Annotated in this window: 15 protein-coding genes and 1 pseudogene; all 16 read right to left on the minus strand. The window is 46.6% G+C overall.

The window, feature by feature from the left end:
- Window positions 1–12 precede the first annotated feature (12 nt).
- The 16 genes and pseudogenes from K7397_RS13065 to K7397_RS13135 all read right to left on the minus strand — a co-directional run bounded on the left by K7397_RS13065 (window position 13) and on the right by K7397_RS13135 (window position 14,252).
- On the minus strand, window positions 13–1,182 hold the full coding sequence (locus tag K7397_RS13065; protein ID WP_237690899.1) for an acyl-CoA dehydrogenase family protein: 1,170 nt from the start codon (window positions 1,180–1,182) through the stop codon (window positions 13–15).
- Between the two features lie 4 nt (window positions 1,183–1,186).
- Window positions 1,187–1,432 carry an acyl carrier protein gene (locus K7397_RS13070; RefSeq protein WP_223068397.1) on the minus strand — a complete coding sequence of 82 codons (246 nt, stop codon included), beginning with the start codon at window positions 1,430–1,432 and terminating at the stop codon, window positions 1,187–1,189.
- Entirely contained in the window at window positions 1,398–2,501 is a 1,104-nt protein-coding gene (locus tag K7397_RS13075; protein ID WP_223068398.1) for an HAD-IIIC family phosphatase, read from the minus strand. Before K7397_RS13075 ends, K7397_RS13070 begins: the two co-directional genes overlap by 35 nt.
- A gap of 5 nt (window positions 2,502–2,506) precedes the next feature.
- Window positions 2,507–3,367, minus strand: a complete 861-nt coding sequence (locus K7397_RS13080; protein WP_223068399.1) for a 3-hydroxyacyl-CoA dehydrogenase family protein — start codon at window positions 3,365–3,367, stop codon at window positions 2,507–2,509.
- 155 nt (window positions 3,368–3,522) lie between these two features.
- Complete coding sequence (locus K7397_RS13085; protein WP_223068400.1) at window positions 3,523–4,611, minus strand: hypothetical protein; 1,089 nt, start codon at window positions 4,609–4,611, stop codon at window positions 3,523–3,525.
- Window positions 4,612–4,896: 285 nt separating this feature from the next.
- A complete protein-coding gene (locus K7397_RS13090) occupies window positions 4,897–5,601 on the minus strand; it encodes a thioesterase II family protein (RefSeq protein ID WP_223068401.1) in 705 nt (234 codons plus the stop codon).
- 792 nt (window positions 5,602–6,393) lie between these two features.
- Window positions 6,394–6,595: pseudogene (locus K7397_RS21565) on the minus strand (tyrosine recombinase XerS); the annotation flags it as partial.
- Between the two features lie 136 nt (window positions 6,596–6,731).
- Window positions 6,732–6,899, minus strand: a complete 168-nt coding sequence (locus tag K7397_RS13095; RefSeq protein ID WP_337926728.1) for a cyclophilin-like fold protein — start codon at window positions 6,897–6,899, stop codon at window positions 6,732–6,734.
- 106 nt (window positions 6,900–7,005) lie between these two features.
- Window positions 7,006–7,998 (minus strand): phage baseplate protein, encoded by a 993-nt coding sequence (locus K7397_RS13100; protein WP_223068402.1) that lies wholly within the window; start codon window positions 7,996–7,998, stop codon window positions 7,006–7,008.
- A gap of 305 nt (window positions 7,999–8,303) precedes the next feature.
- On the minus strand, window positions 8,304–8,717 hold the full coding sequence (locus K7397_RS13105) for a hypothetical protein (RefSeq protein ID WP_223068403.1): 414 nt from the start codon (window positions 8,715–8,717) through the stop codon (window positions 8,304–8,306).
- 18 nt (window positions 8,718–8,735) lie between these two features.
- Complete coding sequence (locus K7397_RS13110; protein ID WP_223068404.1) at window positions 8,736–9,683, minus strand: 3-oxoacyl-[acyl-carrier-protein] synthase III C-terminal domain-containing protein; 948 nt, start codon at window positions 9,681–9,683, stop codon at window positions 8,736–8,738.
- 5 nt (window positions 9,684–9,688) lie between these two features.
- Window positions 9,689–10,639 (minus strand): methyltransferase domain-containing protein, encoded by a 951-nt coding sequence (locus K7397_RS13115; protein ID WP_223068405.1) that lies wholly within the window; start codon window positions 10,637–10,639, stop codon window positions 9,689–9,691.
- A 23-nt stretch (window positions 10,640–10,662) separates the two neighbouring features.
- Window positions 10,663–11,625: a class I SAM-dependent methyltransferase gene (locus K7397_RS13120; RefSeq protein WP_223068406.1), complete on the minus strand. Its 963-nt coding sequence runs from the start codon at window positions 11,623–11,625 to the stop codon at window positions 10,663–10,665.
- 20 nt (window positions 11,626–11,645) lie between these two features.
- Window positions 11,646–12,458 (minus strand): ABC transporter permease, encoded by an 813-nt coding sequence (locus tag K7397_RS13125; protein ID WP_237690901.1) that lies wholly within the window; start codon window positions 12,456–12,458, stop codon window positions 11,646–11,648.
- A 4-nt stretch (window positions 12,459–12,462) separates the two neighbouring features.
- Window positions 12,463–13,269, minus strand: coding sequence for an ABC transporter permease (locus K7397_RS13130; RefSeq protein ID WP_223068407.1), 807 nt, complete (start codon window positions 13,267–13,269; stop codon window positions 12,463–12,465).
- Entirely contained in the window at window positions 13,266–14,252 is a 987-nt protein-coding gene (locus K7397_RS13135) for an ABC transporter ATP-binding protein (protein ID WP_237690902.1), read from the minus strand. Before K7397_RS13135 ends, K7397_RS13130 begins: the two co-directional genes overlap by 4 nt.
- Between the last annotated feature and the right edge of the window lie 3 nt (window positions 14,253–14,255).

Below are 14,255 nucleotides of genomic sequence, written 5' to 3' on the forward strand. Positions count from 1 at the left end.
GGCCTCCCCTTGTTATCGCTTACAAGCTTTGCTGTATTTACGCAGAGCATATCCAGAGATGATCTCCTGCTGAATCTGCGAAGTACCTTCGATGATCTCGAGCATCTTCGCCTCGCGGAACAATCGTTCCGCTGGGTAATCCGAGATGCATCCGTTGCCACCGTGTACCTGCACGCAGTCAGTCGCCACCTTCATTGCCACTTTCGAGGCGAAGTACTTCGCCATTGTCGTCTCCATGACGGCGTCCTGCGCTTTGTTCTTGCGCATTTCGCCAGCTTTCAGGCACAGGGCACGAGCCGCGTGCGTTTCGGTGGTTGCGTCGGCGATCAGACCTTTGATCAATTGGAATTCCGCCAAGCGCTTGCCAAACTGCTTGCGCTGACGAGCGTATGACACCATATGGTCGACCGCCTCTTGAGCGATCGATACACCCGCCCACGCGATACTGTAACGTCCGTGATCAAGCGCCGTCGAAACAACGTACTTGAAGCCGCCCCCTTCCTTCCCGACCAAATTCGCGACTGGCACTTCCACGTTGTCGAACTCAATCATCGCGATGTGCGTTGCTCGTCCAGCGAGCATCCCCTTCAGCGGCCTAGTGGTTACACCAGGGAAATCCCGCTCGACGAGAAATGCAGAAACCTGCCCCTGATCATTGCCCGCAATCACCACGAACAGATCCGCTTTGTCCCCAAAGGAAATCCACTTTTTGTTGCCGTTCAAGACATAGGTGTCGCCCACCTTGCGATAGCACGTCTCGACAGACTTTGCATCCGTCCCTACGTTCGGCTCAGACAAAGCAAATGCGGCCAGCGATTCACCTTTTGCCATGCGCGGCAACCACAATTCCTTTTGCTCCTCATTGCCCCAGCGGAGCAAGCTCTCACCACACAAGGCCGAATGAACCGTGATCAAAGTGCGAGTTGCGCAGTCCGCCTTGCCGATCGCCTGCTGGAACAAGCCGTAATACACCGGGTCCAGGCCGAGTCCGCCATACTCCGTCGGGAGGTTGGCGGTCAAGTATCCGCGAGCCGCCATATCTTGAATCAAATCGTCTGCCAGCACCCCTGCTTCATCAAACTCACGAGCACGCGGACCGATCTGTTCTTCTGCAAACCGTTCCGCTCCTGCGACGATCTGCGCTTGACGTTCCTCTTGCGTCAGGTCGAGAATGTGGCTCATCGGATTATCCAACCTTTCTGTTGACCAGTGCTGAGATGTTGTTGACGGTGGAAAAGTTTTTGATATCAAGGTCGTCGTTGTCAACGGTCACGCTGAACTCCGACTCGATGTATTCCAGCAATTGCATCGCAAACAACGAGTTCACAAACCCCATTTCGAAAATGTTGTCGTCGTCTTCGAATTTTGCTTCATCTTCAAATACGACCAGTTGGGATTCAATAAACGAACGAATTTTTTGGTTGAGTTCCATCTGTATAACGCTCCTTAGCCGATGTATTTTGTTCACGGACATTGACTTCGATATAAGGTGGGAATGGCTGAATGGTGCTCAAGTCGTTCTCAAACAAAATGTTGCCTTGCCCGTCGTTTTCGATTTCTTTGAAGTTGGCGAAACGGTAGGTCACGTACATCATTCGGTTGCGATCCGTCTGCTTAAAGTCAGCGAGCAGTTTTTTGCCATCCTGCTTCGCTTGCTGCATAATGTGTGACATCAAGACCGTTCCCACACCTCGCGACATCACGCGGCAGGACATCAACATTAGTTGGAGATGCCAGTGCGTTTCCGTCAGTTCAATCAGTGCAAGACCGATCTTACCGTAGGAACCGTAGCGGTCCGTCAACTCACAAACCAGTAGGCGGTGTCGATCCGAATGACGGAACGCGTTCAGTTCGTCAAAGTCGAACGTTCGCCCTGTCGAATTCAGCTGGTTGGTGCGCTGGGTCAACTCCTCAGCACGCTTCAGGTCTTCCTCTTCGCAATCCGAGATGGTGAACGACATCTGCAGGGAAGCCAAGAACTGCTCCTTTGGTCCTTGGTACTCCTCTTCCTCTTGGTTGCGCTGCATGTCTTCGAGATACATGAGGCGACGGCGTTTCGAATCTTCCGTGATGAACTTCGGAGTCAGTCGTGGATGAGCAGGCAGTTCCGCATACTCCAGAGCGTCCACACAGAACACCTCCGAGTACACGCTTGCCACTTCATCGCGCTCAAAGCTTTGATCGTCCACAAAAACGAACGTGTCAATCCCGATGTTCAGTTTCTCACGAATCGTCGCAATCGACTGTGACTTCGCGTTCCAATGAATCTGTGGGTAGAGAAAATGGTGGTCGATGCCAAATTCCTGCAACTTACGCATCGCGTCGTCATAGTTGTTTTTGCTGGCAATGGATTGCAGGATGCCTCGGGAGTCGAGCAATTCGAGAATCTCCACAATGCCTTCCTTCAAACTTACGTTTTCCGACTCCAACAAAACACCATCCCAAATCGTATGGTCCAGATCCCAGACTACACACTTAATTTCTTTACCTTTCGAACTCACCGGAATTACCCCTTCCGTGTATATTCAAAGAATCCCATCCCCGACTTGCGACCCAACAAACCTGCGTCCACCATCTTGACCAGCAGTGGAGCCGGGCGGAATTTCGGATCGTTGAACTGATCATACAGGGTGTACAGAGAATTCAGAATCGTGTCCAGACCAATCAGGTCACCAGTCGCCAATGGCCCCATTTTATGCCCAAAGCCCATCCGGAAGATCTTATCAACGTCTTGTGGCTTCGATACTCCGTCTTGAACCGCCCAGATGCACTCATTGATCGTCAGCATCAGAACACGGTTGGTCACAAAGCCAGGGAAATCATTTACAACGACAGGTGTTTTTCTGCAAGATTGCAAAAACTCCTCAGCCACCGCCACCGTTTCATTGGATGTGTGCATACCGCGGATGACCTCAACCATCTCTTTCAATGGCACTGGATTCATAAAATGCATCCCGATGACAAGTTCTGGGCGTGGCAACAGTGCTGCCACCTTCGTAATCGAAATGCAGGACGTATTGACCGCGTAATAGACATCCTCACGGCATACCTCACGCAATTCGGAATACACTTGCTTCTTCGTGTCCCAATGTTCCGTCACATTTTCGATGACATAATCGACCTCTTCAAATCCTTCGTAAGTGGTCGTGAAAACGATGCGAGACAACAACTCGTCCACTGTCAGAGCCTTCAAGTGCTTTTGTGTCAGCTGATACACCCGAAATTCTTTACGAATCTTTTCCTTCGCCCGAAGAATTACATCTTCATGAAGATCCTTCAAGATTACTTTATATCCATAACCTGCGAGATCAAGTGCAATGTCTGTGCCCATGATGCCTGCTCCAATAACTCCAAACGTTTGAATCATTCCGCTATCCCTCCAAAAATCAAAATCAATTCATTAAGATCTCTCCGGTATATACAATGGTTTCGCATTTATTGGAATTACAGCTTGATCATTATTCAGCAAAATAAGTGGAATTAAGGAAATTTGATCAGAACTTGATCTAATATATGTTGAGATCATATTAAACTCCAATTTAATTTAAGATCATTTTTATTACCCAGAACTATACTTTCAGACCTGACCGTATTGTGATAAATTTGATCCAACAGTTCAGACAGAAGGGCTGACTCTATCTTTGGAAATTCCTCCACTTCCCGCATTACTCTATGAATGATTTGCTGGTCGTGGTTAATGTCATATTTCAGTATTAAATTCCTGATAATTAAGCATTTTTTTTCTAATTCCAAATACTCTTCATATATACTTTTTTTATTAATGATCCCCCTACCCTCCATATATTTGATTCTCACTGCCATAAGCTTTTTTTGTTCCCAAAGTACGTGGAAAAGCCTTATGTCATTCTTTGCCGTCCCTTCCAAAAGCATTAGGAGGTATTTCGGAATTTCTTCATAGATTTTTATACCGAGTGTCAGGCCGCCTGCCCAAGTTTGACTTTGATCATCACGAATTCGAGTATCTCTGCCCGCTAAATAGTCTTTTAATGAATCTGTAACTCTAAGAAGATCAAACGAAAAATTCGTTTCGGTGATCGGCCTGAGCAACAGCACTTTTTCATAATAATCCGTATTAAACAATGCAAGATGGTTATAAGCTTCTTCAAATTCTTTATAAGAGCATCTTTTAAATTCATACTTTCCATCGAAATTGTCTGCTACTTCAAAGGTTTCTTGAACGCGATTAAAACCATATATAAGCAATTCATGAGCATAATCACTTTGTTTATAGCTGGACTTTGAGACAGAAAGAAACTTGTGATTTACCTTCATTTGAATGTAGTAGCCAGAGCTTATGGTTTGTTCTACAAAAGAAATAATGTTGAAGTTATATAGATTATGAATAACATCTTTGTTTATGATCTGAACATCAATTAAAGGGCAGCAATACGGGACCCAAGATATCCATGGCTGGAAAAAATCAACCTTTAATGTATCGGGCTCAAAATGGCACGAAAGCTGAATGAAATTACTTAACATCCATGGGGTGTAATCAGCTTCAGATGCAGAAATAATCGAAAGAGCATTAGCATAATAAGGGTAACATGTCAGATCCGGATATTTTACTGGCAGTATTTTTTCAACTATCAAGAGCAAAACCACCATTTCAAATTTTATATTGATTATTGTAATTGTAGTTTTAACCATCCAATTCTTCACTTAATGGAAACAATTACAAAATATCACACATATAATGGAAAAAACTTCAAGAATTATTACAAAAAATATTTCAATATTCTCTGGGTTCGTATCCCAAATTTCTGTTTGAGTTTCCCAAAGACGGTTAATTCTCTCCAGTTACCCTAGCGCATTCTGAAATATCTTTTTTAGTGGCTTCAACTGGTATATTGCTATTCATAGTTTACCTCCCGCGTGTTAATAGACTTCCGTCAAAATCTTGTTAATATAACCGACTACATCTTGAATCTGATCCTTCAAAAAAAAATGTCCACCGTTAAATGTATTCAAATGACAGGAATGTGATGTGTAGCTTTTCCATGATTCTATGTCTTCTTGTGTAACATCTGGATCCTCTCGGCCTGCCAAAACCGAAATATCAAAATCATACTGAGAATGATCGACATGAATATAGGTATCAATAAGATGAAAATCGGCTCTAAAAATCGCGAGGTACATTTCTGCCATTTCAGGTACTTCAAATAATTCCTTTGGTGTCCCTCCGAATCGTAAAATTCTTTGGATAAGTTCATCATCCGACTGATATTCTTTTAGGGACTCCTTACGAATGTGAGGAGGAAATCTTCCTGAGAAAAATAGATGCTCAGGAGGCGGCCCTCCTTTATGCCTTATCCGCTCGATCAAAGCGTAGACGAGCAACGCTCCCATACTGTGGCCAAACATTACATATGGCCCTTCCTCCAATAAGGGGTAAACCTGCTCATAAATATCGTCAATTGCCTCTTTAAAATCAGTATAAAACGGTATTCTGCACCGTGCGCCGCGGCCGGCCAATTCGACAGAATGGAGCTTGATAGCCGGATGCAAATAACGTTTCCATGGAAAATATGCGATTGAAGAGCCTCCGGCAAATGGAAAGCAGAATAAATTTACAGATTTCATATGTGCACCTCAATCGAGCAATTCTAATCAAAAAGCGCTTCCAATTCTCTGTTGGAGAGAGGTTGCATCAAAATCATCGGCTGTACTCCAGACAATAGCTCGTAATTTGCCGCAAATTACCGGTTACGTCGAATAACAGCCGCTCGGCTAATTCCGATTGAACGCAATTCTCGCTGAATGTTAAGGATCTTTGTAGTCTCCCCTTCTTGATTGGGTATCGCCAAGAAGTTTGTGTAACTAGGTGGATATTATCAACGGGATAGAGAATGTACATGGGGTCTGAATATTCATATTTTTACGATAGAGTTAAGGCGTTTCTATTGAACAAGGCCCTTATGGTTGAATAGAGATTTACTTCGCTTTCATTCCAGATATTTCATGTATTCAATATTACCATATAATGCAATTATATAAAAGCTATAGTAATTAGCCCTATTTTTATGTCAATATAAGACATTTTACCGGGATAATCGATTCCTATTAAAAAAGCTATCAATATTATAGTATGCAACGATTATTTTCCCCAAACGATACTGTTAGTTTGCACCTACTTTTGCTTCACTCGAACGTTATGCACCCACTATTATTTCAATGGGACAAAATTGTCCAGTGACAACAAGTTTACCCCATTTCTTATATGATTTAGTTTGCAATCCGCCCTATATTAATGAAATTGAAGTGATTTTGCCAAGTTTCTTTTTGTACAGATAAACTTGTTGTCACACAATCATAGGTTTAGTCTCTTCCTACTGTTAAATATGGTGTGAAATCTTCGGAATTCAAGAGTTTACATCACTTATCCATATTATTAACTGCTTTTCTCATTTCATCATCAGATAGATGGGTATAAAATCATAGGGACGTTATTGTTTTCTAGATGATAACGAGTCGCAAACGAATGCCTCAAGGAATGCACCGTCAAGGCCGGTTTTCCAAATGCAGTTGCGTATTTTTCTACCAGCTTCTCAATAGATCGTGGTGTTAGACGTCTGGAGGACAAGAACATATATCGTTAACCAATCAAATTTACAATGCTTTCCTGTTCTTAAAATTAAAAGCCGCCTGAGGTTAATCAGCGATGAGGAACGGTACGGCTTCCGGGAAAGTACTTCGGTTCAATGATAATCCTCTTATTGCCCGAATTTATCCAGACGCACTTCTACAGGTTTCTTATAGGTAGCGAGCTTTTCACCACCAGCATCGATACTGCCTAGCTTGATCAGACCCGATGAATATCGAAAATCCCGATAAAAAATAGCCAAATTACCCCAAGGAGCATAGTACGTTATATATGGAATGAGATAAAGTTCTTGTCTTTTGGTTTTGACAACAACCTTATCCCATAAAACAAAAAAGCCGCGATTTTCGCGGCATTAAAATCTTGCTAACGGACCAGTTTAGCAGTTATTCAAATCTGCTATCGGGAACGTAATAAACTTTCTGCGTATTTTGTTTGTTTACTGGGTCTGTAACTATAGTAAAATAAACGTTACCGTTTTTTGTCTGTACTCCCTCGATTTCATGGTTTCCCACATTTGTAATCTTCACAAGGGTTTTGTATGCTCCTGTGTTTGACATCATAGCAATCTGTGGAGTTTCACCTTCTGCACCGCCTGATGTATATATTTCCGTATTACCGAGCAGATCAACTCCCTGGAATGATCCGTTCGGTCTGACTATAGCACTTCCCGACTGGGTAAAGCTCGTAACGCAGGCGCTTACCGCCGCCGCACTGTCCAAACGTACCTGTTCATTGCTGTCAAGAAGCTTATTCAATGCTACCGTGTCATAAATTGACCAAGTTACGGTTCCTTCTGCAGTTTGTACGCGGAAAATGGTATAGGTACTGTTACCGCCGCCATCAACACGGTATGTCTCACCTAATCTTGTACCGGACTTATTAGCGTAATTCATATAGGTGAACCGATGAAGATCCGTATAATCAACTGTCGTTCCGGGCGAGTATTGAAGTCTTGCTACCTGGAGCGACCAGTAATACGTTGTTGAAGGATCTGCTTTTGCGCTGAAATAAAAGTAATTTGTGCCATTATATCCGTACATATCCAGGGTTTGTCCATGGCCGGAATTGGTGATGGTCATTTCATCAACGTATGTGGCGTCACTTCCGTTTATGAGCAATCTTGAAAGATAGACTGTTCCCCCAGCCCGCTGAGTTACGTAAAGATACTTATCAGCGATGTAAGCTTTCTGAACAGCCCGGTTGTGATTAAGTCCTTTGAGATTGTATGCGAGTGTTGCCGAAGTGCTTACAGTTTTCTGAGGAGTAGCCGCAAATACGGGCAAAACAGACATTCCGAACATAAGGATTGCGACAACAACAGATGTGAGTATTTTTAATTGCTTTTTAATAAGGTTCAACGCTTGAACTTGAAACATACGGATACCTCCATTAAAAATGATAATATATACTAAATCTCCCCCACATTCTCAATTTTGTCTACCAAATTTTTCATATTGAGAATACAGATTAAATATACTACCGAGTACAATTTATTGTCAATTATTACATTTTTAAAATAATAGACGTTTTAATATGAAAGTTTTTTCAAAAACCACTCTTCAACCACTCTTCCTCAAAAATTGATTTTTTTTGAAAAAAGCGACTGCCAGCAATTAATCAGCAGCCGCTTCAATTCGGTTATCTTTTTTCATCTCGTCAGGTGAAATCCTTCATCCTCTTTTCATAAGGGCATAATCTCGATGATGGACAGCGGGTTCTCTTGAGCCGGCAGCGGCAAGCCGCTCTGGCCAAAGTCTTCATCCGCCAGAACACATACCGCCCTTTGATATTCCCCGCCGGACATTAGCCATTCCAGCAGCGACAGCGTATGGGAGAACGCCTGGCTTCCGGAGTGCCCAAGTGTCAGGGGCAGCGTGTCGAGCAGATTAAGCTCTCTTCTGATTTTGGCGCAAGCTCGCTCGGCATGGGGAGTATTCGCGTGATAGCAAAGGACCAGTACATCCATGTCTGTCAGCCATTGTCTATTCGCTTCCATTTGAGCGATGGCTATGTCTACCAATGATTGATCTTGACCGTCCGCCCTTGTGCCCGAATAGAGAACATTAAACGTTAATTCCGTCTTCATCGTACTCATAGCCACCCTCATTCTCTGTTACTCATATTTGTGCAAGGCACAGCCGTAATAGCCTCCGAAGCCTACGGTTACCGTTAAATAGAAGTCGCCTCTGCTTAAGGAACCGTTCCTGATCGCATCGTTCACGTTGAGCAGAATGTCCGTATTATGAAGATGCCCCGCATGTCCAAGTGCCCCGGCATAAAATTTATCCAGGGAACAGCCGATCGCCCGGGCAAGCGTACTCCAGGTGTTCAGACCCAGATTTGAGCAGAAAATAAGGCTAATCTCGTTCATACTCATTCCTGCTTCCCGCAACACCTGCTTCACAACCTGACGTACAGCCAAATAAAAGGTTGAGAAGTACATTTTGATTCGTTCGGGACAATCATCGTATACCAAACCGTCCACTTTGAGCCGCGTAGATAGCGTCCGCTGCCCTCCGGTACCGGACCCCCGGAATAGAGCGGCGCTTGCCGCATCCCCATAGAGCATATAGGTGTCGCTGCGGTGATGCGAGCTTATCGCTTTATCCGCAGCGACAAATAATACAGCGGCATTGTCGTCAGTTTCAACGGACAAATAAGCTTTTGCCAAATTAAGCGATAAATGAATGGTAGCGCAGCCGTACTCCTCTGGCTGAATAACCGTTGTCTCATCGAAAGCATATTCACGAAGCAGCCCGGAGAACAAGCTCTGCGCCTCTACTCCGGCGCTCGTGACACATGCGAAGAGAATCGCTCCGAGCCGTATTCCTTCCTGTCTTGCCCGGCTTAATATCGGGGCGCATACCCGAGCAATCATATGCTCCAGACTTTCGTCTCTGGCAACGGGAACATGCGCAAAGCCGCTGTCTCTGTACTCCGCCTCGCTTAAGCGGAAAGAAACGCCGTCTTCGTTGATTTCCTGGATAACTTGATCGATGGAAGGCCGGAATGATGGAATATATACATGAATATCCGTAAGGGTCAACTGGGGAGCCGTCATCGCTTTCACGCCTTCTTAACCAGGTGCAGAATTTTGTACCTGCGCTTTCCCGCACGCATATCATCGTAAATTGAGGTTCCGGGAACGCCCATCGTCTCCCATACTGCGTTCTCCTTCCCGAGGGTGTCGCCTAGCGCTGAGAGACGGCTGCCTCTGGCCAAATCGCTTGCGAGCAATACATGCTCGGAGATATCGCGGGATAGCGACACTTCAAAACCCAGCTCAAGCAAATACCGTTCGCCTTCCTCGAACTTTGATGCATCCAGATCATCCGCATAGACGAACACGCCTCCCGCCTTTAGCACGCGGAATACCTCGTCATAGAAACGGTTGATCCGGGGATAAAGGTCCGAGGATTCGATATTCAGCACAATATCGCAGCATTCGTTAGGGATGGGCAGCTCCTCCGCGTCACCGACGCAGAACGAAGCCTGTTCATACCGGTTGCTTGCCGTACAGAAAGCGATATTCGCTTCCGTCAAATCAAGTCCGGCAACGCTCCGCGGCCCATAGCTTTTGCAAAGTGCACGTACATTGCCGCCCCTGCCGCAGGCGATCTCCAGCACGTCCTTCCCCTCTACATCGACTCCGTTCAGAATTTCCTCAAGAAGCCGCAGCGATTGATGATTGACTCCTTTCGGCAAGCTGCCTGCCCCGCCGTTCTCATCGCCCGATTCGGCATACCCCCAATTGATAAAGGTGGAGAAGCGCGACACGCCGGTTTCCTCCAAAGCCCGGTTAAACGACGTAAACATCTCCTTAACCGCCGCCTTCCGTGCCTTATGCTCCATCGTTTCCTGTACGTTACTCTCCATAAGCAGGTATGGAATCGAGCCTTTCACGGGGTAGCTTGCCCCACATGGCGTGCAGTCGAATGAAAACTCCTTTTTCTTCAATGTTTGCTTGCACCTCGGACATGCCCAGTTCATGCCTGTTACCTGCCAAGCACTGCTCACCGCTTCCCCCTCCTCAGCCATGGTTAGTCCCTGCTATCCGCGCCGGCTGGTTCTTTCACCAGATGGATGATTTTAAACACCCTTCGGCCGGCGATCATATCCGTGTGATTTTGCGTGCCAGGCGCCTCCAGCCATTCCAGTACCCGGTCTTCACCTTCAAAGGAGCCTTCAAGCGCCTGCCGGCGGCTACCCAGCGATTCGTCACCCGATTGCAGTACATTGCCGGTAATGTCCCGGATTAAAGCCGTGCGGAAGCCAAGTCTTTCCCACTCCGCCTCATAGTGCGGCAGATCGGAAGCGCTCATAATATCCGCGTACAAGAACGTCCCGCCCGGCTTTAATACACGATAAGTCTCCACGAAAAAAAGCTCGATGTGCGGGTACAAATGCGAAGATTCGACGTTCAGCACATAGTCGCAGCTTTCCGTGCGGACAGGCAGTTGCTCCGCGTCGCCGATACAATAGTAAGCTTGCTCATACCGGTTGTTTCCCTGGCAAAAATTAATATTGGATGGCGTCAGATCGATGCCGACCACGCTGCCGGGTCCATAACTTTTGCACAGCTCGTTCACATTGCCTCCCCGTCCGCAGCCGATTTCCAGAATATCCTTCCCTGAAACATCCAGCCCGCCAATGATTTCTCGGAGCAAACGGATGCTGCTTTGATTTATGCCCAGAAGCCCGCCCGATGGCTCGTTCTCGGCGGCATACCCCCAGTTGATAAAGGTGGAAAATCTGGAAATCCGCTTCTCCTCAAGCGACCGGTTAATGGAATCGAACATGCCAATAATCGCTTCCTTCCGCGCCGCGCCCTCCGCAAGCTTCTCCGTCAAGTGGCGGTCGATTAACATGCTCACTACTCCATTTTCCCGGGCGTATTCGAGTCCGCAAGTCCCGCAGACCAAACGTTCGTGCGCTTCATGCAGAGCATTCTTGCACTCGGTGCATACCAGGGTGATGCCTGACAATGGCCAAGTTGTGTTCATATCCACATCTCCTCGTCGTTTTAGCCGCTTGCGCTGCTATAATTTTTGATCGCCTTTCTCCAAATCAAACGGACACACACTAGCAGAAGGATCGGGACGAGCGCGCCCCACAGCATAAGCCCGCCGTCCAGCCTTTCCATGACGCTAAGCGGAGCAAAATTCGTAATCACCAGAAAAGGCAGCACATATACGCCGATCCTCTGAATCAGCCGGGGGTAGATCGGCATAGGCATATTGTTGGCATCCCAAATCGCATAAAATATGCCCGCGAGGCCCCCGGTGTTGACGAACCAAAAGGACAGAATGGCCGGAATGATCATCAGGCAGTAAGTAATGACCAAAGCGGACAGAAGATAAAGCGCAAACAAGAACAGATGGTACGCGGTAACGGTAATGCCGAGCGCGCTCCAGCCTATGGAAACCATCGTGATGCCTGCGGCGAGATTGGGAATCGGCATACCCAAATCGATATAACGGAGAGAGACCATAAACTGCAGGGAGATCGGCTTCACCATGAGCAGATCCAGTTCACCCGTTCTCACATAGTCCGAAATACGGACGAAATTGGTGAAAAACAAGCCTGAATATAGCCCGGTCATCATCGTATACGTACCTACGAACATCAAAATTCCGTCAGGCGGTATATCGCCGATATGCAAATCGCTCTTATATACGACGACGACATACAGCAGCTTGGATAGCAGATAGGCGATTTCAACCGCGATGCCAAGTATAAAATTCGTGCGGTATTCCATTTGCGCGATAAAGCAGTTTTTAATGAACTGTAAATAGATAATGCCATAGGTTTTGAGCGTGCCGAGCCGCGTTTTCAAGCGATTAGCCCCCTAAACCGAGATACTTTTTAAAGCCGATCCGCCACACCAGCTTCGAAACGAGGAACATGACGCCTATCCAAAAGATTTGCATCAGCAGCCCTTCCGTGATCTCACTCATCACCAGCTTCCCGTTGATCACATTGGACGGAAAATAAATGGTGTACTTAAACGGAAGATAGCTCAGAAGGCTGCTCACCGTCCGGCCGAACACCTCAATCGGAAACACGCCGCCGCTCAAAATGATGACAAGCAGTCCGGTCATTTCGAAGAAATAGGAGATTTCAGACAGCCAAAAAGCAATTGCAGATATCGTGTATGAAATGAGAAAGTTCAGGATCAGCGACAAGGCCATCGCCGCCACAAAGCACACCAGGTTCACAAGCGGGATGCGGATGGCGTACCGCCCGCCAAAATAAAAGATGACCAGAAACAAAACAGCTAGCATGACCGTGAAAAAGAACAGCTTTTGCCCGAGCAAAGTAAACAGCTTCAGCCCGAAGTAGCTGGCCGGCTGCACCAGGTATTTATTCAGGGCCCCGTCCTTAATGTCCGATGCGATGACATGATCCATATGGGTTGTCACGATTTTGGTCACAATCGCCGCCACAATCGTATACAGAATCATTTCTCCGTACGTATAGCCGAAAAATTGATCCGAGCCCCGCCCGTAGACGGCCGTCCATATATAGTACTGGATCATAATCGGGAAGAACGCACTAATCAGGGAAAAGGCAAAGTCAAGCCGGTATTCCATCGAAGCCTGGACGCCCAGCTTAAAGACGCGAATATACTTCGGATAAATGCTCATACGGGCTGCGTCCTGTTATAAAGAGAGACGATAACTTCCTCGATGGGCTTCTCTTCAATCGTGATATCCTCGATCGGGAAAAGGTCGAGCAGCTCTCTTGAAATCGGTTGAATCTGTTCCTTGGTGATTTCCAGTGTCGCCGCAAACCCGTCCGTCTGGCGAACGGACCCGAACGGCTCAAGCCTGGAAGCTTCGACGGAATGACTAAATTTCAGCTTCACAATCTTGGTTTCATTAACCGCACTATGCACCTGATTCAAGTTGCCGTCGAAGACGAGCCGGCCGTCGTTGATGATCAGGGTTCTTTTGCACAAATCCTCAACATCCTTCATATAGTGGCTCGTCAAAATAATCGTCGTCTTATGATGCTTGTTGTAATGCGTCAGAAACTCCCTTACCCTCTGCTGCGTGATGACATCAAGCCCGATGGTAGGCTCATCCAGAAACAGCAGCTCGGGCTTATGGATAAGCGCGGCGATTAGCTCCATCTTCATCCGTTCACCCAGCGACAGCCGCCGGACCTGCACGTTCAGCACATGCTTCACATCCAGAAGTTCGACCAGCTCATCCAGCGTCCGCTTGTAGGTCTGCTCCTCAACCTGATAGATGTACCGGTTCAGCAGAATTGATTCCGCTGCGGGAAGGTCCGCCCAGAGCTGGCTTTTCTGGCCCATGACAATCGCGAAACGCTTCTTGAACTCCTTTTTCCGCTCATAAGGCTTAAACCCCAGTACGGAAAGGCTGCCGCTAGTCGGATGAAGGATGCCGGAGAGCATCTTTAACGTCGTTGTTTTGCCCGCGCCGTTCGGTCCGAGAAAGGCGACCATTTCGCCCTTGGCGATGGAGAAGGTAATGTCCTTTACCGCTTGCTTGGTTAAGGATTTGCGGTAGATCAGATTTTTGAGGGAGTTGATCACTCCGACTTCCTTCGTATAATAGGTAAAGCTCTTGGCCAATTGCTCAACCTTGATCGCTTCTTTCAAGTA

The sequence above is a fragment of the Paenibacillus caui genome (assembly GCF_019904135.1).
GTDB lineage: Bacteria > Bacillota > Bacilli > Paenibacillales > Paenibacillaceae > Fontibacillus > Fontibacillus caui.